We start from the raw sequence: 18233 nt of genomic DNA, 5'->3' as shown, positions 1-18233 counted from the left end.
GTGGGGGTGAGTCACGGTGAATGGATTCCTGGTCCCGTGACCCCGGCAGGCCGTAGGCTGCGCCCATGACCGCTGGACACCCCACACCACCGGAACCCCCTCGGCAGGACCCGCTGCAGCACGTCCTGGAGGGGTATCGGCGGGCTCAACCGGTGCTTCCCGACACCCGCGCCGCCGCCGGGCCGCCACGAGGGGTGTCGACACTGTGGTGGTTTCCGCCGGTGGTCAACGACCGGGCGGCACGGAGCACGGCGGTCCTCGTCGTCGGCCTGACGGTGGTCGTCCTAGTGCTGTCACGGTGCGGGTGGGACACCGCGGCTGCGGTGGCGAACGGCGTGCTCTTCCTCGGATTCGTCCTGAGGACACTCGCCGGGCCCCGGTTCGACCCGTTCGGCCAGCTGTCCGTCCGCGTCCTCGCCGAACGTCTCTACGGAGCGCCAGTCCCCGTCGCCGGTGCGCCCAAGCGCTTCGCCCAGTTCATCGGCGTGGTGGTCTCCGGAACGGCGCTCGCGGTGCGGTCCGCGGGGTTCAGCGTGGCGGCGGATACCGTGCTGCTGGCGCTGCTCGGTGCCGCGGCCCTGGAAGGTTTCCTGGGGTACTGCCTCGGCTGCAGCCTGTTCAGCCGGCTCCAGCGCTGGGGTCTGGTGGACGACGGTGTCCGCGCGGACTGCGCGCTCCGCCCGGAAAAGACCGGGGGAGCAGGTCAGGCCGCCTCGAAGACGCCGCAGGCCTGACGTCCGCCGGCGTCACCCGTCGACAGGGTGTCGTCGTCAGGCCCGTCGGGGGCGTACCTCTCGGGGATGTTCCCGTAGTTGTCCGGCCCGTCGTGGACGATGATGGCCGAACCGTCGTCGTCGAGCAGGACGGACTCCTCGATCCGGTCGGTGGCGACGGTCATGTGTCCCTCGCCGTTGTCGTTGACCAGGAGGGCCGGCAGGTCACCACCGTGATCCGGGTGCTCATGCCCCTCGGACCCCAGGTGACCGCCGGCGGAGAGGAAATCACCGGTCTCCGGGTCGGCGGAGTCGTCGCCGGGGGCGGTGCTGTCGGGTTCACAGGCCCCGACGGTGTGCAGGTGCATGCCGTACATGCCCGGCTCCAGACCCGAGAAGGAGACCTTCAGTTCGGTGGTGCCGGCGTCCTCGCCGTCGGGCGCCGAGAGTTCCGCTGTCCCGACGTCGTCGCCGGCGGCGTTCTTCACCGACGCGGTGGCGATCGGGGCGGACGCGTCCGCGGTGTCGTCGGTCGGTGGGTTGCCGTCGCCGTCACCGTCGGTGGTGCAGGCGGACAGCGCGAGGAGACCGGCCGCACCGAGGGCGATCACGCCGCGGCGACGATTCACGGCGCCGTTCCGACGGGATGTCCTGGTGGAGTCGGTTGCGGGGGAGTGTGATGTGGTGGTGGACACGTCGTCCTCTCTGCCAGGTAGGGAACGGTGTTGTCCTGCCGAGCGTACCGAAAGGGCGTGTCCCGGGTCCTGCCGGTGTCGGTGGCTACCTCGGGGGACTGGGCATGATGATCCACGCCACCAGGTAGAAGACGGCCTGCGGGCCGGGGAAGATGAAGGACAGGACGAACAGGAGCCGGACGGTGTTCGGCGACCAGCCGAGCCAGTCGGCGATACCACCGCAGACCCCGGCGAGGACTCTGTGGTCGGGTGAGCGTTGAAGTCGGGCCATATGGCCCAGGATACCTCCGGCACGTCCCCTGCGTGCCCTGTTTCCCGTCGGTGGTGAGACGTTCAGTCACGACCGGGGGAGCCGAGGCCGCCGAGACGATCGAACTCGGCCCGCATTATGCGGGCTCGGGTGACCAGGTCCTCGCTGTCCGTGTCGACCGCGGCGGCCACGTAGTCACGGACCGCGATGCGGCGCGACTCCCACCACTGCTTCTCCGCCTCGGTGCTGGCTGCCCGACGGCGGTTGGAGTAGGCCACGCCCAAGGCGGCGGACACCGACTTCATCAGGTCGTACTCGGCGAAGTAGATCGTGCCCTCGGTGGGATTCATCAACATACGACAACCTCCCTGTGGTTCCCTGTCATGATGTGACGGGGAACCATCCACCGACAGTGAAAACGACGGGAGCGCGTGTTCACGACCTCACGGGGACGTACATCGAGGGGGCCGTGCCACCTCCCACTCCCACAGCTGTGCGAGTTCCCGCGGCGCGCCGGGCTCGACTCGGCAGCGACAGCGGACGGACGTCGGCTGGAAGTTGACGACATTTTGGCCTTGTTTTGGCCACATCCGGCGCATATTCCTGCCCGTTCCCGACCAGCCCTTGACTCAGTCCCCCGTATGCGTCAGGCAAGAATCCTTGCACGTCAAAGCACATTCCCCCTGGTCAAGAAACAAAAAATCCCACCCCCGAAGGGGTGGGAAATTTGTCGGACTGACAGGATTTGAACCTGCGACCCCTACACCCCCAGTGTAGTGCGCTGCCAAACTGCGCCACAGTCCGCCGGTCCATCGCTGGACCTCGCATAGATTACAACACCGGTATTCCAGTGCGCCAATCGCCTGCTCGGCGACGGTATGGAGGGGTCTTCCGGGGACTATTCGGGGGCGGACACGGGCGCGTCCGTGACGACGATCCCGTCGGCGTCGGCGTAGGCGATGTGGCCCGGGACGAAGTCGACCCCGCCGAAGCTCACGGTGACGTCCCGCTCGCCGGCGCCGTCCTTGGCGGACTTCCGCGGGTTGGTGCCCAGCGCCTTGCAGCCGAACTCCATGGCGCCGACAGCGGCGGAGTCCCGGATCGCCCCGTTGATGATCACCCCGGCCCAACCGTGGTCGACGCCGAATTCGGCGATCATGTCACCCATCAGTGCGGTGTGGACCGAGGCGTCGCCGTCCACCACGAGCACTCCGCCGGGGTTGTCCTCCTGGAGGATCTTCTTGACCAGCCCGTTGTCCTGGAAACAGCGCACGGTGGTGATCGGGCCGCAGAAGTCGGTGTGCCCGCCCAGGTCGCGGAACTGCGTGTCGCAGCTGCGGACGTCGGCGCCGATGACGTCGACGAGATCGGCGGTGGGGATGAAGGTGATGTCGTTGCTCATAGTGAGTCAGCCTAGCGCGGCCTGGCGGTCACCCGTGACGGATGTACGGATCGGCCCATGTCGCGATCATCTGGCCCGCTCGTTGCGCGGACCCCCGCCACGTGAGCAGGTGGTCGGCGTCCGGAAGGCTCATCAGGTCCTTCGGCCAGGATGCGGCCCCGAAGATCCGGGTGGCGTCGGAGACGGGAACGGTCTGGTCGGTCGGGGAGTGCAGGACCAGCAGCGGGCGTCGTATCCCGGCGATGTCGGCGGCGACGCCGGCAGGGTCGGAGACCTCGGCCAGATCGCTGAGGAAGGAGTGGGACACGGCGATGTCCCGCTCCGCCAGATGGACGGTACGGACCTCACCCGGACCGATGTCCGCACAGGAGTCCTGCAGCGATCGTGCGGCCGAGGCGGGACGGAACGGCGCGCCGACCGTCGCCACCGCCTGCACGGTCGGTAGATCACGGGCGGCGCGGAGCACGGCGGCACCGCCGAGGGAATGTCCGACCAGCAGGGACGGTGCGGCGAGCCGTTCCCCCAGCCACGCGGCCGCGGCGCGGAGGTCGGCGACGTTGGACGAGAAGGTCGTCGCGGCGAAGTCCCCCTGTGATTCCCCGAGACCGGGGAAGTCGAACCGCAGACAGGCGATACCGGCGCGGGCGAGCGCTTTCGAGACACGGAACGCCGCCGGCACCTTCCTGTGGCAGGTGAAACAGTGGGCGAACAGGGCGACCGGGACGCCGGCCGCGCGGAACTCGGCGGGGGAGAGCTCGCGGGCGTCCCCGGGAAGGTCGACGGTTCCGGCGAGCACCGGCCCCGGCGCGCCGTCCACCCCACCGCCATGGAACTCGACATCGACGGAGGTCACACTTCGGGAAGTCACCCGGGTCAGTGTAGTCGTGGCGCCTCGCCGTGCCCGTCCGGTGTCACGACGACTATCCTTGCAACGGAAGCGTGCGGAGCACGACCCCTATTCATGAAGTGTGCGGAGGCGAGGATGGCCGGGTTCGGTTGGTTCTGGAAGGCCATGGGTTCGTCGGCGACGGCGAACCAGAAGAAGTCGAAGACGATCGTGTCCGAGGCGGCGAAGGCGGTCGACCGGCTGGCCCAGGCCTCGGACGCGGAGGTGGTCGACATCGCCCGTTCCTGTGTGACCACCGGCGACGACCCGTCGGTCGACGACGCACCGCTGCTGCTGGCTGCCGTACGTGAGGCGGCGGAGCGCACGGTCGGTATGCGTCCCTTCGACGTGCAGCTGCAGGGTACGCTGCGCATGCTGGTCGGGGACGTCGTCGAGATGGCCACCGGTGAGGGCAAGACCCTGACCGGTGCGATGACCGCGGTGGGGTACGGGCTCCAGGGGCGCAGGGTGCACCTGATCACGGTGAACTCCTTCCTCGCCGGCCGCGACGACCAGTGGATGGGGCCGCTGCTCGACTTCTTCGGTCTGAGCCACGGTGCCATCTCCGAGGAGCACGGTGCCGACGAGCGCCGTGACATCTACTCACGGGACGTCATCTTCGGGGCGGTCAACGAGATGGGCTTCGACGTCCTGCGTGACCAGCTGATCACCCGTCGGGCCGATGCCGTGCGCACGCCGGCGGACGTGGCGATCATCGACGAGGCGGACTCGGTGATGGTCGACGAGGCGCTCGTCCCGCTGGTGCTCGCCGGGTCCGAGCCGGGCCCCGCCCCGGCGGGCAGGATCACCGACCTGGTGCGTCGGATGGAGGAGAACCGGCATTTCACCGTCTCCGGCGACCGCCGCAACGTGTTCCTCACGGATTCCGGGGCACGGTTCGTGGAGAACGGGCTGGGGATCGAGTCCCTCTACGGTGCCGGAGCCTCGTCCACGGCGCCGGACCCGGATGCGCCGGACGGCGCAGAGGCCGCTGAGTCCGCTGAGTCCGCTAAGTCCGCTGAGACCGCCGATGGCCCCGGCACCCTGCTGTCACAGGTGAACGTCGCGCTGCATGCACAGCACCTGCTGACCCGCGACGTGCACTACATCGTGCGCGACGGCAAAGTCGCCCTCATCGACGGTTCCCGGGGACGGGTCGCGGAACTGCAGCGGTGGCCGGATGGCCTGCAGGCCGCCGTCGAGGCCAAGGAAGGCCTCCAGGTCACCGACGGAGGCCGGATCCTCGACCAGATCACCGTGCAGGCCCTCCTGGGCCTGTACCCCAGGAAGTGCGGGATGACCGGTACCGCGGTGGCCGCCAGCGACCAGCTGCGCCAGTTCTACGATCTCTCGGTCAGTGTGATCGACCCGAACATGCCGGCACAACGCTTCGACGAGGCGGACCGGGTGTACACCACCGAGGAACAGCGCGACGCCGCCGCCGTCGACCACATCGTGGAGGTCCACCGCACCGGCCAGCCCATCCTGGTCGGCACGCAGGACATCGCGGAGTCGGAACGGGTCGCCGAGGCGTTGGCCGGGCGCGGTGTGGAATGCAGCGTGCTCAACGCGAAGAACCACGAGGCGGAGGCCGCGATCATCGCCGAGGCGGGACGGGCCGGCCACGTCACCGTCTCCACCCAGATGGCGGGGCGCGGTACCGACATCCGTCTCGGAGGGCGTGACGAGGAGGACCACGACCATGTCGTCGGACTCGGTGGGCTGCACGTCGTCGGAATCGGACGGTTCCGCTCCCAGCGGCTCGACAACCAGCTCCGCGGTCGCGCCGGGCGTCAGGGCGACCCCGGCTCGTCGGTGTTCTTCGTCTCGTTGGAGGACGACGTCGTCGCCACCGGTGGCGCCGGTGAGGAACTGCGCGCCGACCAGGGGGAGGGTGGTCGCCTGGAGCAGCGCAAGGTCCTGCAGTTCATCGACCACTGCCAGCGGGTCGCCGAAGGGCAGATGCTGGACATCCACGCCACGACGTGGAAGTACAACAAGCTGATCAACGACCAGCGGGAGATCGTCGACGACCGTCGGGGCAAGGTGCTCGACACCGACACCGCCTGGCAGGACCTGAGCTACCACGACGTGGAGAAGGCCGGGCGTCTGCAGTCCGAGGGCATCCCGCAGGACGTGCTCGACCAGGCGGCGCGGGAGATCATGCTGTTCCACCTGGATCACGAGTGGAGCGAGCACCTGGCCTACCTCGACGACATCCGGGAGTCCATCCACCTGCGGGCCATCGCCCGGGAGAGCCCGATCGACGAGTTCCACCGGATGTCCATCGCCGCTTTCGGTGAACTCGCCGAACGGGCCGTGGACCGGGCGCGGGCGACCTTCAGTGAGATCGAGATCACCGCCGAGGGTGCCGACCTGGGTGCTCAAGGACTGCATAAACCCAGTGCGACCTGGACTTACATGGTCAACGACAATCCTCTGTCGAGTTCGGGCGGAAGCGTCGTCGGGTCGATCGCGGCGATGTTCCGCTGAATCCGGGCGCCGAATCGCCGAGGCTTTCCACCGAGCGTCGGGGCGTCCGGGTAGTATGGTGGAGACGGCATGCGGACCACACGTCCGCTTTCCTCAACGGCTCCTGCCGCGACCTGCGGTAGGGAGCCCATGGTCACACTGCAACAGATTCCAGGAGGAACTGAAACATGAGCGACAACACCGGGATCCCGGAAGCATCGGTCGAGACGACCTCGGTCTTCCGTGCTGACCTCCTCAAGGAGATGGAGACCGGTGCGCAGTCCGAGTCCGCCCCTGCAGGTGTGGAGGGTCTACCGTCGGGTTCTGCGCTCCTCGTGGTCAAGCGTGGGCCGAACGCCGGTTCACGGTTCCTGCTCGACCAGGACACGACTGCGGCCGGCCGTCACCCCGACAGCGACATCTTCCTCGACGACGTGACCGTGTCGCGTCGCCACGCCGAGTTCCGTCGCAACGGCGAGGAGTACGAGGTGGTTGACGTGGGAAGCCTGAACGGCACCTACGTGAACCGGGAGCCGAAGAACTCCGCCGTGCTGAGCAACGGCGACGAGATTCAGATCGGCAAGTTCCGTCTCGTCTTCCTCAACGGAACCAAGGACGCCTGACACCGGGGCTCGTGTAGTATCGCCTCTGTCAAGACCATGCCACCGGATTCGTTTCCGATGTGAGGAGTACTGTGTCAGCGAGTGCCGCAGCCGCAGGGCAGTCACAGCCTGAGCCCCGCCCGGCCACCGGGCGGGTCCTGCCCACGTCGTCCATCGGGGACGTCCTCAAGCAGCTCCAGGGTGACTTCCCCGATGTCACGGTGTCGAAGATCCGGTTCCTCGAGGCCGAGGGCCTGGTCACCCCGCAGCGGAGCAAGTCCGGCTACCGGCGCTTCTCCCCGGAGGACATCTCCCGGCTGCGCTACATCCTGGCCAACCAGCGCGACAGTTTCCTGCCGCTGAAGGTGATCAAGGAACAGCTCGAGGCCATGGACTCGGGCAAGGTCACCCCGGTGGACGCGCGCCGGTCGGTCGCGGGGACCGTGACCCCCGACCAGTTCCGGCAGGCCACCGTCCGTCGTCTGACCCGTGCCGACGTGGCCTCGCGCGCCGGTGTCGAGGAGTCGTTCATCGCGTCGTTGGTGAAGATCTCGCTGCTCACCCCGGATGCCGCGGGGTTCTTCTCCGTCGACGACGTCGACGTGGTCCGGATCGCCGCGAAGATGGGGGAGTACGGGATCGACAACCGTCACCTCAAGACTCTCGCCACGCAGGCTCAGCGGCAGGCGGACCTGGTCAACCAGGTCGCCGGCCCGGTGGCCCACGGCCGCGACGAGAACGCCCGCGAGCGTTCCGCCGAGCTCAGCAGAGAGGTCAGTGCGCTCGTCGTCTCGCTGCACGCCGCGCTGATCAAGGGGAAGCTTCCCCGCTGACGTCACCGAGCAGTACGCTGCCCCGACCGCCCGGCACTGGTCGGGGCTTTCTTCTGCCGGGACGACACGCGTGTTGTTACAGGCATGTCGACTCCCCAGGGTGTTACGCTTAGCCTCAACCTCAACTTGAGGTTCAGGGATGAGGGGATCATCCCCGGTACCGTCCGCGGTCTCCGGTTGACTCCCCGGCTATCCCGTCTAGTCTTGAGAGCAGCGAATCACAGGTGTGCAAGCGGACACGCCGACCAGAGGAGAATCAGCATGGAGCGGAGCGACGCCCGGGGCATTCCGGACAAGGACAAGGGTACAGCGCCGGACACCGCCGACGCCGTCCGGTCGCCGCGGCAGGACGCCTTGTTCGACGTCGACGGTCCCGACCAGGAAGTCGGGTACCGGGTGACGATCGCCTGCCAGGTCGCCGGCATCACCTACCGGCAGCTGGACTACTGGGCGCGCACCAAGTTGGTCCAGCCCTCCATCCGGACCGCCCACGGCTCCGGCTCCCAGCGCCTCTACTCCTTCCGTGACATCCTCGTCCTGAAGATCGTCAAGGGACTGCTCGACACCGGGATCTCCTTGCAGAACATCCGGCGGGCCGTCGACAAGCTCGGCAACCTCGGCGTCGATGACCTCGCCGGCATCACCCTGGTTTCCGACGGGAAGACCGTCTACGAGTGCCGTTCGGCGGAGGAGGTCATCGACCTCCTCGCCGGCGGGCAGGGTGTCTTCGGCATCGCTGTGCCTGGCCTGATGAAGGAACTCAGCGGGACGATCACCGCCTTCCCCTCCGAGCCTGCCGAGCCGGCTGCCCAGGCCGACTCGGCGTTCCACCCCTCCGACGAGCTCGCTGCCCGTCGTCGCAGGAAGTCCTCCTAGAGTCCGTTCCCTGCTCTGTTCAGCGGGACCCCGGCCAACGCCCCGGCAGTCTCCGTCAACGACGGGGATGCCGCGACAGACGTGACGGAGTCCGCACCGTCGGCCCGTGAGGCGAAGTCCGCCGCCGCACGGGCCGACTTCTCGTCTACTGCTGGTGATGAGCCGAAGGCGACGAGCGGGAACACCACCTCGCCGACCGTCCGGACATCCTCCGCCCGGTCGCCGGCACCGTCCAGCAGACCTGCCGCGGTCAGCACCGGGAGATTCTGCCCGCGGGCGGTCGGCAGGTCAGGACCAGGCTGCTCCGGGGGAGCGCCACGTCCCACAGCCTCGGCGGCGAGTGCCGACACCATCGACTCCGCACCGGTGGGCAGCACCGCTGCCGACGGTTCCGGATCCGCCCCGGCGGGCACGACGTGCACCAGCTCGTCGGTGCCCACGACCTCGACCGTCTCGGGGGCACCGGACAGGCCGGGGATGAAACCCGTGCCCGCGGGGATCCATACCGGGGCCACCCCGGGCTCCACCCTGCGGTACGCCGCGGTGGCCTCCGCGGTGGACATGACCTCGACGACGGCGGTGACACAGCGGTCACGGACGACATGCTCCCCGGCGTTGTAGCTCTCGGCCAGGGTCCGGGCGACCTCCTCGGCCGCCGGGTCGGCCCACACGGTGAGTTCCTGTTCGCCGTCGATGCAGGCGTCGCCGGCCTCGTCGTCGCGCTGGCTCCCGACGAGGACGAACCAACCGACGACCACGGCGACGACCAGAAGCACGGCCACGACGGCGGCCCAGACCCAGCCCGCCACCCGGACCGTCGAATCAGGTGCGCTGTGTCGTGCCATGGCCGTGCCCCACTTTCCTTGTGCCGTCGGTGGTGCCGGCGATGTCGAAGAAGACGTCGATCAGGTCGATCAGCGACCGACGGAGTACCTGGCCGCGTGCGGCGAAGTCCCGCTGACGCCGGACGTACTCCGCACGGCCTTCGGGGGTCTCGACCGCGACGGGAGCGAAACCCCACTGACGTAGATCATAGGGGCTGGCCTCCATGTCGGTCCGGCGGACGTCGCAGGCCAGGCGGAACGTGTCGAGCCAGAGGTCTCCGGGTACCAGGGGGCCGAGCTTCGTCGCCCACTTGTACAGGTCCATGGTGGCATGCAGACACCCCGGCTGTTCCATGTCGACCTGCGTCTGCCGCGTGGGGTGCAGCGTGTTGCGGGGGACGGCGTCCTCGGTGAAGAAACGGAAGGCGTCGATATGGGTGCAACGTAAGGTACTGGCCTCGACGACGTCGTCGGTCCCGGCCCGTCCGAGGCGGAGCGGCTCCGGGTGCCGCGGTTCATCGTGGTACACCATCGCCCACTCGTGCATGCCGAAGCAGCTGAACCGCGGGGTGTGGTCCAGGGTTGCCGCCAGGAGGCGGCGGATGAAGCGGAAGCTGTCCCCTCGGCGTCCCAGCAGGGCGTCGGCGTCGAGCTCCCACAAGGGAGTGCCACCGGTACCGCGGGTGTCCCGCAGGCTCCCGGTGAGCCCGGGACGCTCCCCGTCGTCGGCGACGAGCGAGACCCCGACGCCGGGGTTCCACCGCCCGAGCTTTCCCGGCGTCACGGGGTAGTAGGAGAACATGAAGTCCCAGACAGGGTGGCGTTCCCCACGGGACCGGCGGGCCCGGTGGCCGGCCGTGAGCTCGTCGACGGCTCGGCGGTGCTCTTCCTGGTGAGCGCGCCAGACCTCCGGCTCCAGCACGACATTCCTTTCTTGCATGACGTCTACCGTACGCCCCGACACTCAGTTCGTTGAACGTAGCGTGATCAGCCCCGTGTCCACTATCCGGGGGTCGGGCCCAGGGGACACGCACTCAACCAGGTGTCATCTACCCGCGCGGTGGTCCCCTGACCTCAGAACTTCGAGTGCCTCGTGAACAGTCGCCCGACTCTTGGTCAGACGCTCGATCCGTTCCTCGATGACATCCAGCTGTGTCTCCAGCAGCGTGACCCGCTCGTCGTCCGGCAGAGTCTCCCAGTCGCGCAAGCGGGTCTTCATCTCCGCGAGCGAAAAACCGGCGTCCCTTCCCGCCTGGATGAGACCGAGACGACGTAGAGCGTCCGGACTGTACACCCTGTAGCCATTGGACGCACGTTCGATCTGGCCGGGACCGAACATGTCCTCCTGCTCGTAGTAGCGGATCGCTGAAGGGGAAAGCCCGGTTCTACGTGCGACTTCACTGATCCTCATGAATCCTCCTTGACCTTCAAGGTACTTGAATCTCTAGAGTCCGAACCAGTCCTCGTCTCCGGCTATCCTATGGAAGGCTTCCTATGGCTGACCCCCTCTTCGTCCTCGCGGTCGTGCTGTTCTCCGCCCGACTGCTCCTGCTGTTCCTACTGCAACTGTTGCCGGGCGGTGTCGATCCAGTCCGCGACCCTGTCAGCGACTACGCCGTCGCCGATGCGGCGCGGACTCGGGTGCTGGCCACGACAGCATCATGGGCAGCGGCTATGGCGTGGATAGCCCTGGGCTCCGCGGTCGTGCTGCACACAGACCTCGGCGACGCGAGAGCCGGCCTGGGGTTCTGGCTTCTCGCCCTCGGCCTGCTCCTGGCCGCGATGCCTCTGGTCCCGACTGACAGGACGGGCTCGCAGACGACGCTACGCGGGCGTGTGCATCTCCTGGCCGCGGTCCTCTGGTTCACCCTCGCGTACTCGACCATCGGCCCATTGGGTCGGCTCGTGCGCGACCCAGCCGGACAGATACTCAGTGTGCTCGATGTTGCTGCAGGTCTTACGCTTGCAGCGCTCGTCATCGCACTCGTCCTGCGTCCGCTCCGCAACTGTGCGTTCGGAATCGTGGAACGTGTATTCATACTCGTTGTCACCGTCGCACCCCTCGTCGCGAGTATCGACCTCGCATCTCGATAGGTGGTGTTCACACCGCGCCCGTGCCCCCGGCCAACTGACAAGTCGGGAACAGGATTAGAGCGCTTACCCCTTGTTCACGATGGCGGTATGCCGGACAGTCTCGCCGCCGTCGCGGATCTCCCAATGAATCGACACGCTACCGTGCGGGTACCGGGCCGCTTCCGCAATGTCGTGGTCGATACGGTACTTCGCCGACGAAAGAACGAGAACAGTCGTCGTCATCTGTCCGGTCGAGTGCACGAGCCTCGCCGCAGTGTGGGCAACTTCGCCTGAAGGCGTGGCCGCAAGGACCTTCGTCGTCACCGGGTCGATGTAAATCTGACCCGTCCGCGGGTACAGGCCCTGATCGGTTGTTGCAGCGTTGGCGGCCGGAGCGGCCACGCCGATCGTCGTTGCGGCGGCGACAGCGGCCGCTGCGAGCTTCATAGAACGCTTCATGAGCTTTCCTCTCGGTCAGATGGATGATGATCTATATATATCTGCCCGGAGAGTGCCATGCAGCATGAACTGAGTATCGGAGGCGCCGCACCTGCGGTTCAGTCGTCATGGGTCCAGTCCCGCACGGTTCCCACGAGCTCCTCGATGACGTCCTCGAGGGTGATCACCCCGACCACGGTGCCGTTGTCGGAGATCTGGGCCATGTGCGAACTCGTCCTGCGCAGCTCCTTCATCGCGTGGTCGAAGTTCACCCCGCCCTCCACGGTGATCAGCGTGCGGATGTCGTGCCGGTCGACGAGCTGGTCGGGCCCGGTGGCGGGATCGAGCAGGTTGTCGAGGACGTCCTTGACGTGGATGTACCCCAGGTAGTCGCCGGACGGCCCGGTGACGGGGAACCGTGAGTAGCCGGTCTGCGACACGGCGTCCTCGACCTGACCGACGGTGATCCTCCCGGTGGTCGGGTCGACCGGGATGGTGTGCACGGCCGAGCGGGGGATCACGACCTCGCTGAGGGTGCGCTTCGAGGAGTTCAGGGCCTTCGACAGGCGCGTTGCCTCGGACGGGCCGATCAGTCCCTCGGACCGCGACTCGGCGATCATCTGGGACAGCTCCGACGGGGAGACCGTGGAGTCCAGCTCGTCCTTCTGCTCGACCCCGACCATCTTCAGGGTGATCCTCGCGATCCAGTTGAGCAGTGCCATCACCGGGTGCACGAGACGGCAGAACAGCAGGTGCGGTGCCACCAGGACGGTGGCCACCGACTCCGGGCCGGCGAGGGCGATGTTCTTCGGCACCATCTCGCCGAGGATGATGTGCAGGACCGTGACGATCAGCAGCGAGATCGCGAAGGACACCGGGTGCAGCAGGTTCTCAGGGAGCCCCGCGGCGTGGAACGGCGCCTCGATCAGGTGGGCGATGGCGGGTTCGCCGACTTTGCCGAGGAGCACCGAGGCCACGGTGATGCCGAACTGTGCCCCGGCGAGCATGATCGTGAGGTGTTCGATGGCGTACAGGACCTTGCCGGCACGGCGGTTGCCTGCGGCGATCATGTTCTCCAGCCGGTCGCGACGCGAGGAGATCAGGGAGAACTCCACACCGACGAAGAAGGCGTTCAGACCCAGCAGCAGGACGGCGAAGGCGATGGCCCAGAGGTCATTCACGGTGCTCACCGTCCCCGTCCACGACGTGGCTGTCGGGGACCGGGCGCAGCTGGACCCGGTCGATCCGTCGGTTGTCCATGGACACCACGGCCGCCTCCCACCGGACGGGGTGACCGTCGGTGACGCGCTCGACCAGGTCCCGTTCGCTCGGTGGCAGCAGGACGCGGTCTCCTTCGGTGGGGATGCGTCCCAGCGTGGCCATCACCAGGCCACCGAGCGTCTCGTAGGGACCGTCGGGGGCGGCGTACCCGCAGGCGTCCTCGAGTTCATCGCACCGCACCAGTCCCGAGAGGTCCCAGAACTGTCCGCTGCGCTGGACCTCGGAGTCGGTCCGGTCGTCGTGTTCGTCCCAGACCTCGCCGAGGATCTCCTCGACGACGTCCTCGATGGAGACGATGCCGGCGGTGCCGCCGTACTCGTCGACGACGAGGACGAGCTGGGATCCGGCGGACCGGACGAGGTTGAGGACGGCGTCGCCGCCGAGACTCGTCGGCACGGTGGGCACCCGCCGGGCCAGGTCGCGCACCGGCGTGGTGGCGCGCTCGGCCGCCGGGATCGTCAGGGCGTCCTTGACGTGGACGACGCCGATGGTCTCGTCGAGGTCCCCGTTGACCACGGGGAACCGGGAGTGCCCGGACTCGTGCGCCTGGCGGATGAGGTCGAGCGCGGAGTCGGTGGTCTCCAGGGTGTCCACGGTGGAACGTGGGGTCATGAAATCCTCCGCACTGGCGTCGCCGAACTTCAGGGACCGGTCGAGGATGCGCACCTTGGACTGGTCGAACCCGTCGGCGCCGGTGGAGTGCCGTACAAGCGCCGAGAGCTCCTGCGGGGACCGCGCCGAGGCCAGTTCATCGGCGGGTTCGACGCCGAACCGGCGCACGATGACGTTGGCGGCGTTGTTCATCAGCTGGATGAACCGGTGGAACAGGGTGTTGAAGATCCACACCGGACGTGTCAGCAGCCGCGCGGTCTGCAACGGATTGGCGATGGCGAGGTTCTTCGGGACGAGCTCGCCGAAGACCATCGACAGGACAGTGGCGATGACCAGACTGAGGATCAGCGCCACCGATGTCGACGCGGACGCGCCCAGGCCGACGAGTTCGAGCACCGGGGTGAAGTACCTGGCGAGGATCGGTTCGGCGAGATAGCCGGTGGCCAGGGTCGTCACGGTGATCCCCAGCTGCGACCCGGAGAGCATGAAGCTGAGGTCGCTGTGGGCCCGTCTGACCATCTTCGAGGCGGCGTCGCCGCGGACGGCGACGTCGTGCTCGATCGTCGAGCGTTCCAGACTGGTCGTGGAGAACTCGACGGCGACGAAGACCCCGGTGCCGGCGGTCAGCAACACGAAGCCCGCCAGACCCAGGATGCTGAGCAGGAGGTCCATCCCCGTACTACCTGTCCAGCCCCAGCTCGCCGAGGTAGGCGGTGACGCCGTGGCGGTCCAGCACCCATTCGGTGGGGCTGACTCCGGCCTTGCGCATCATCTGCTCGGTCTCCCGCCGGGTCTCCGCGGTGGTCAGTGTCAGGACGGTACCTGCCTCACCGGCCCGCGCGGTCCGGCCGGCACGGTGCACGTAGGCCTTGTGCTCGGCAGGGGGGTCGATGTGGACGACCAGGTCGACGCCCTTGATGTCGATCCCGCGCGCGGCGATGTCGGTCGCGACGAGGACGGTGGCCCGTCCGTCGGAGAACTCCTCGATCGCGCGGGTACGCGCGCCCTGCCCCTTGTTGCCGTGGATGCCGACCGCCGGGACGCCGTCACGGACAAGCTTCTTCACTTGACGGTCGACGGTGTGCTTGGTGCGCATGAACATGATCGTCCGGGTGGACGCGCGGCCCAGCTGGAGGACGACGTCGTTCCTCGCCGGCTTGTCGTCCACCACGCCGAGGAAGTGCGACATGGTGTCGACCTTCGCCCGGACCTCACCGGTGGAGTGGGTGACCGGGTCGTTCATGTACCGCTGGACCAGCACCTTGATGTCACCGTCGAGGGTGGCGGAGAAGAACAGGTGCTGGGCGTCGGCGGGAACGTGGTCGACGAGGCGACGGACCTGGGGCAGGAACCCCATGTCCGCCATCTGGTCGGCTTCGTCGAGGGCGATGATCTCGACCTCGCCGAGGTTGAGCGCCTTCTGCCGGATGAGGTCCTCGGCACGGCCCGGGGTGGCGACGAGGATGTCGACCGGACGGGCGAGTGCGGTGAGGTTGCGCTTGATGTTGACCCCACCGACGACCTCGATGATCCGCTGTCCCACGGACTCCGCCAGCGGACGGAGCCGACCGGCGACCTGCTGTGCGAGCTCGCGGGTGGGGACCAGGATCAACGCCCGGGGTTTACCGGGGCGGGAGGCCGCACCGGTGAGCCGGGTGATGACGGGGAGTCCGAAGGTGAAGGTCTTGCCGGAGCCGGTGGGACCCCGTCCGAGCACGTCCTTGCCCGCCAGGGCGTCCGGGATGGCCGCGGCCTGGATGGGGAAGGGGTGCTTGAGTCCCTGTGCGGAGAGCTCCTTGACCACCGGGTCAGGCAGACCCATGTCGGCGAAGAGCACCGAGGTGTCGACCCCGGCGGCGGGGCCGGTGGGCACCGGGGTGACGGGGGTGGCAGGGGTGGCACGGGGCTCGGTGCCCTGCGGCTGCCGCTTCTCCTGGTGGATCCGCGGCTGTTGGGGACGACGCCGGGAACGCGTCTGGTTGTTCCTGTCCTGCGGACGGCCGCTCTTCTTCTGCTGTGAACGCTGACCCCGGCCCGAGCCCTGCGGGGACCCTGAGGAGGATCCCCGTGACGACCCGGTGGCCTCCGCCGCGCGGCTGCCGCGGACGACTTTCCGTCGCCGGTTCTTCGACCCGGCGTTGGTGTCGCGCCGTCCTTGCTGTTGACCTGACACGGGTTACGCTTCCACCTCACTGCGGTCGCCGGACCAGAGGGTGTGGAAGTGGCCGTCCCGGTCGGTGCGCTCGTAGGTGTGCGCACCGAAGAAGTCGCGTTGGCCCTGGATCAGCGCGGCGGGGAGCCGCTCGGACCGCAGCGAGTCGTAGTAGGACAGCGAGGAGGCGAACACCGGGATCGGCAGGCCGAGCTGGGTGGAGGCCACGACGACCCGTCGCCAGGAGTCCACCAGGGAGCTGACCTCGTTGTTGAAGTAGGGGTCGAGCAGCAGGGACTGGACGTCCGGGTCGGTGTTGTAGGCGTCGACGATCCGGTTGAGGAACTTCGCACGGATGATGCATCCGCCGCGCCAGATCGTCGCCAGGTCGCGGGGGTCGACGTCCCAGCCGTGTTCGTCGGAGCCGGCCTTGATCTCGTCGAATCCCTGGGCGTAGGCGACGAGCTTCGACGCGTACAGTGCCCGACGGACGTCCTCGACGAAGTCGTCCCGGGACACACCGAGGGCCTCGAGGGTGGTCAGTGCACCGGAGGGGAGGTTCCCGGTCGTCGCGGCGCGCTGGTCACGGGCACCGGACAGCGCACGGGCGAAGACGGCCTCGCCGATGCCGGTCGTGGGGATGCCGAGGTCCAGGGCGGCCTTGACCGTCCAGCGGCCCGTACCCTTCTGCCCGGCGGCGTCGACAATGACGTCGATGAGGGGCTTGCCGGTGGCGGCGTCGGTCTGCGAGAGCACCTCGGCGGTGATCTCGATCAGGTAGGAGTCCAGGTCGCCGTCGTTCCAGGTGCGGAAGATGTCGGCGATTTCGGCGGGCTCGATTCCGGCGGCGTACCGCAGCAGGTGGTAGGCCTCGCCGATGACCTGCATGTCGGCGTACTCGATGCCGTTGTGGACCATCTTGACGAAGTGGCCGGCGCCGTCGGGGCCGATGTGGGTGCAGCACGGGGTGCCGTCGACCTTGGCGGAGATGTCCTCGAGCAGCGGGCCGAGGGACCGGTAGGATTCCGCAGGGCCACCGGGCATGATCGCGGGGCCGTTGAGGGCGCCCTCCTCGCCGCCGGAGATGCCGGCGCCGACGAAGTGCAGGCCACGGGCGGACATCTCGGCTTCGCGGCGGATGGTGTCGGTGTACAGGGCGTTGCCGCCGTCGATGATGATGTCGCCGGGCTCCATGGCGTCGGCGAGCTGGGAGATCACCGTGTCGGTGGCGGGGCCGGCCTGCACCATGATCAGCGCCCGGCGCGGGCGTTCCAGCGAGGCGACGAACTCGTCGACGGTGGCGGAGGGCACGAAGCTGCCGGTGTCGCCGAAGTCGGCCATGAACGCGTCCGTTTTGGCGGCGGTGCGGTTGTAGACGGCTACGGTGTGGCCGTGGTTCGCGAAGTTCCGGGCGATGTTGGAGCCCATCACTGCGAGGCCGACAACGCCGATCTGTGCGGAGGATTCTGTCATGGTGATCCATGATAGCCCCCGGTGCGCCAACTCCGCCCGCCGCGGGGCGCCTGTCGCTAGACTCTGCGGAATACAGGACGCACGGACGCGAGGAGACACGGACGATGACACAGGCGGCACAGTCGGCAGAGTCGGCAGAGGGCGCGGCACAGGGGACGGACGGGACGGGGGTGCCGGACGGTGCGCTGGAGCGGATGCTGGAACTGATGACGTCGGCGAGTGCCGGTGAGCTCAGCGAGGGACAGACCGCGGAGCTCTCGGAGCTCTTCAGTTCCTCCATCCCCTCGCTGGACCGCACGCTCGGGCTGCGGTACGTGGAGTTCGTGCCCGAGGTCGTCGTGGAGTTGACGGTGGCCGAGGCGCACGTGCAGCCGTGGGGGATCACCAACGGCGGGGTCTACGCGACGATGGGGGAGTCGGCGGGGTCCTTCGCCGGTTTCATCGCCGGCGGCGGGGGGATGGTGATGGGGACGACCAACTCGACGAACTTCCTGCGGCCCTCGACCCCCGGTGACGTGATCCGGTCGACGGCGCGTGCGGTGCACACGGGGCGGACCAGTCAGCTCTGGCGCATCGAGCACGTCAACGCCGGCACCGGGAAGTTGTGCGCGACCACGGAGCTGCGCACCGTGGTGGTGCCCCGCGGGTAGT

The 18233-nt window shown here is 68.1% G+C and carries 20 protein-coding genes and 1 tRNA gene; 7 read left to right on the top strand and 14 right to left on the bottom strand.

From position 1 onward, the window contains the following. Positions 1–65 precede the first annotated feature (65 nt). Positions 66–734 carry a DUF4395 domain-containing protein gene (locus MUN33_RS13910; RefSeq protein WP_244805490.1) on the top strand — a complete coding sequence of 223 codons (669 nt, stop codon included), beginning with the start codon at positions 66–68 and terminating at the stop codon, positions 732–734. Here the strand turns inward: MUN33_RS13910 and MUN33_RS13905 are convergent. The 6 genes from MUN33_RS13905 to MUN33_RS13880 all read right to left on the bottom strand — a co-directional run bounded on the left by MUN33_RS13905 (position 704) and on the right by MUN33_RS13880 (position 3928). Next, positions 704–1408 carry a superoxide dismutase family protein gene (locus MUN33_RS13905; RefSeq protein ID WP_244805489.1) on the bottom strand — a complete coding sequence of 235 codons (705 nt, stop codon included), beginning with the start codon at positions 1406–1408 and terminating at the stop codon, positions 704–706. The genes MUN33_RS13910 and MUN33_RS13905 overlap by 31 nt on opposite strands. 85 nt (positions 1409–1493) lie before the next feature. Further along, the gene (locus MUN33_RS13900) at positions 1494–1679 is read right to left on the bottom strand and encodes a PspC domain-containing protein (RefSeq protein ID WP_244805488.1); all 186 of its coding nucleotides are present in this window, start codon (positions 1677–1679) and stop codon (positions 1494–1496) included. Between the two features lie 62 nt (positions 1680–1741). Continuing rightward, positions 1742–2008 (bottom strand): hypothetical protein, encoded by a 267-nt coding sequence (locus MUN33_RS13895; RefSeq protein ID WP_244805487.1) that lies wholly within the window; start codon positions 2006–2008, stop codon positions 1742–1744. Between the two features lie 380 nt (positions 2009–2388). Then, a tRNA-Pro gene (locus MUN33_RS13890) sits at positions 2389–2462 on the bottom strand. Between the two features lie 94 nt (positions 2463–2556). Further along, positions 2557–3060, bottom strand: a complete 504-nt coding sequence (rraA, locus tag MUN33_RS13885) for a ribonuclease E activity regulator RraA (RefSeq protein WP_244805486.1) — start codon at positions 3058–3060, stop codon at positions 2557–2559. A gap of 28 nt (positions 3061–3088) precedes the next feature. Then, positions 3089–3928 (bottom strand): alpha/beta hydrolase family protein, encoded by an 840-nt coding sequence (locus MUN33_RS13880; RefSeq protein WP_244805485.1) that lies wholly within the window; start codon positions 3926–3928, stop codon positions 3089–3091. 114 nt (positions 3929–4042) lie between these two features. On the opposite strand from MUN33_RS13880, the gene secA2 reads away from it, so the two are divergent. From secA2 to MUN33_RS13860, 4 genes are all read left to right on the top strand, one after another. Beyond that, on the top strand, positions 4043–6439 hold the full coding sequence (gene secA2 / locus MUN33_RS13875) for an accessory Sec system translocase SecA2 (protein WP_244805484.1): 2397 nt from the start codon (positions 4043–4045) through the stop codon (positions 6437–6439). A 167-nt stretch (positions 6440–6606) separates the two neighbouring features. After that, positions 6607–7041: an oxoglutarate dehydrogenase inhibitor Odhl gene (gene odhI / locus MUN33_RS13870; RefSeq protein ID WP_075816070.1), complete on the top strand. Its 435-nt coding sequence runs from the start codon at positions 6607–6609 to the stop codon at positions 7039–7041. Positions 7042–7112: 71 nt separating this feature from the next. Continuing rightward, complete coding sequence (ftsR, locus tag MUN33_RS13865) at positions 7113–7853, top strand: transcriptional regulator FtsR (RefSeq protein WP_244805483.1); 741 nt, start codon at positions 7113–7115, stop codon at positions 7851–7853. Positions 7854–8114: 261 nt separating this feature from the next. After that, positions 8115–8729: a MerR family transcriptional regulator gene (locus tag MUN33_RS13860; RefSeq protein ID WP_244805482.1), complete on the top strand. Its 615-nt coding sequence runs from the start codon at positions 8115–8117 to the stop codon at positions 8727–8729. Here the strand turns inward: MUN33_RS13860 and MUN33_RS13855 are convergent. The 3 genes from MUN33_RS13855 to MUN33_RS13845 all read right to left on the bottom strand — a co-directional run bounded on the left by MUN33_RS13855 (position 8726) and on the right by MUN33_RS13845 (position 10964). Next, entirely contained in the window at positions 8726–9574 is an 849-nt protein-coding gene (locus MUN33_RS13855; RefSeq protein ID WP_244805481.1) for a hypothetical protein, read from the bottom strand. The genes MUN33_RS13860 and MUN33_RS13855 overlap by 4 nt on opposite strands. Further along, a complete protein-coding gene (locus tag MUN33_RS13850; protein ID WP_244805480.1) occupies positions 9552–10493 on the bottom strand; it encodes a 3-methyladenine DNA glycosylase in 942 nt (313 codons plus the stop codon). Before MUN33_RS13850 ends, MUN33_RS13855 begins: the two co-directional genes overlap by 23 nt. 105 nt (positions 10494–10598) lie before the next feature. Next, on the bottom strand, positions 10599–10964 hold the full coding sequence (locus tag MUN33_RS13845) for a MerR family transcriptional regulator (protein ID WP_244805479.1): 366 nt from the start codon (positions 10962–10964) through the stop codon (positions 10599–10601). Between the two features lie 83 nt (positions 10965–11047). Between MUN33_RS13845 and MUN33_RS13840 the strand changes: the two genes are divergently transcribed. Then, a complete protein-coding gene (locus tag MUN33_RS13840; RefSeq protein ID WP_244805478.1) occupies positions 11048–11647 on the top strand; it encodes a DUF998 domain-containing protein in 600 nt (199 codons plus the stop codon). Positions 11648–11710: 63 nt separating this feature from the next. Here MUN33_RS13840 and MUN33_RS13835 read toward each other — a convergent pair whose 3' ends face one another. The 5 genes from MUN33_RS13835 to gnd form a co-directional block, all read right to left on the bottom strand. Next, the gene (locus MUN33_RS13835) at positions 11711–12085 is read right to left on the bottom strand and encodes a hypothetical protein (RefSeq protein ID WP_244805477.1); all 375 of its coding nucleotides are present in this window, start codon (positions 12083–12085) and stop codon (positions 11711–11713) included. A 98-nt stretch (positions 12086–12183) separates the two neighbouring features. Then, positions 12184–13245, bottom strand: a complete 1062-nt coding sequence (locus MUN33_RS13830) for a hemolysin family protein (protein WP_244805553.1) — start codon at positions 13243–13245, stop codon at positions 12184–12186. Beyond that, a complete protein-coding gene (locus MUN33_RS13825) occupies positions 13238–14629 on the bottom strand; it encodes a hemolysin family protein (protein WP_244805476.1) in 1392 nt (463 codons plus the stop codon). The genes MUN33_RS13830 and MUN33_RS13825 overlap by 8 nt, the downstream gene beginning before the upstream one ends. Positions 14630–14636: 7 nt before the next feature. Continuing rightward, complete coding sequence (locus tag MUN33_RS13820) at positions 14637–15779, bottom strand: DEAD/DEAH box helicase (protein ID WP_244805552.1); 1143 nt, start codon at positions 15777–15779, stop codon at positions 14637–14639. A 354-nt stretch (positions 15780–16133) separates the two neighbouring features. Continuing rightward, positions 16134–17582 carry an NADP-dependent phosphogluconate dehydrogenase gene (gene gnd, locus MUN33_RS13815; protein WP_244805475.1) on the bottom strand — a complete coding sequence of 483 codons (1449 nt, stop codon included), beginning with the start codon at positions 17580–17582 and terminating at the stop codon, positions 16134–16136. A gap of 104 nt (positions 17583–17686) precedes the next feature. Here gnd and MUN33_RS13810 point away from each other — a divergent pair, with 104 nt between their 5' ends. Then, positions 17687–18232 (top strand): PaaI family thioesterase, encoded by a 546-nt coding sequence (locus tag MUN33_RS13810; RefSeq protein ID WP_244805474.1) that lies wholly within the window; start codon positions 17687–17689, stop codon positions 18230–18232. Position 18233 lies beyond the last annotated feature (1 nt).

The organism is Corynebacterium kalidii (genome assembly GCF_022869005.1).
Classification (GTDB): Bacteria; Actinomycetota; Actinomycetes; order Mycobacteriales; family Mycobacteriaceae; genus Corynebacterium; species Corynebacterium kalidii.
Note: the sequence above shows the minus strand (reverse complement) of the source record. Positions and strands in the feature narration are given on the sequence as shown.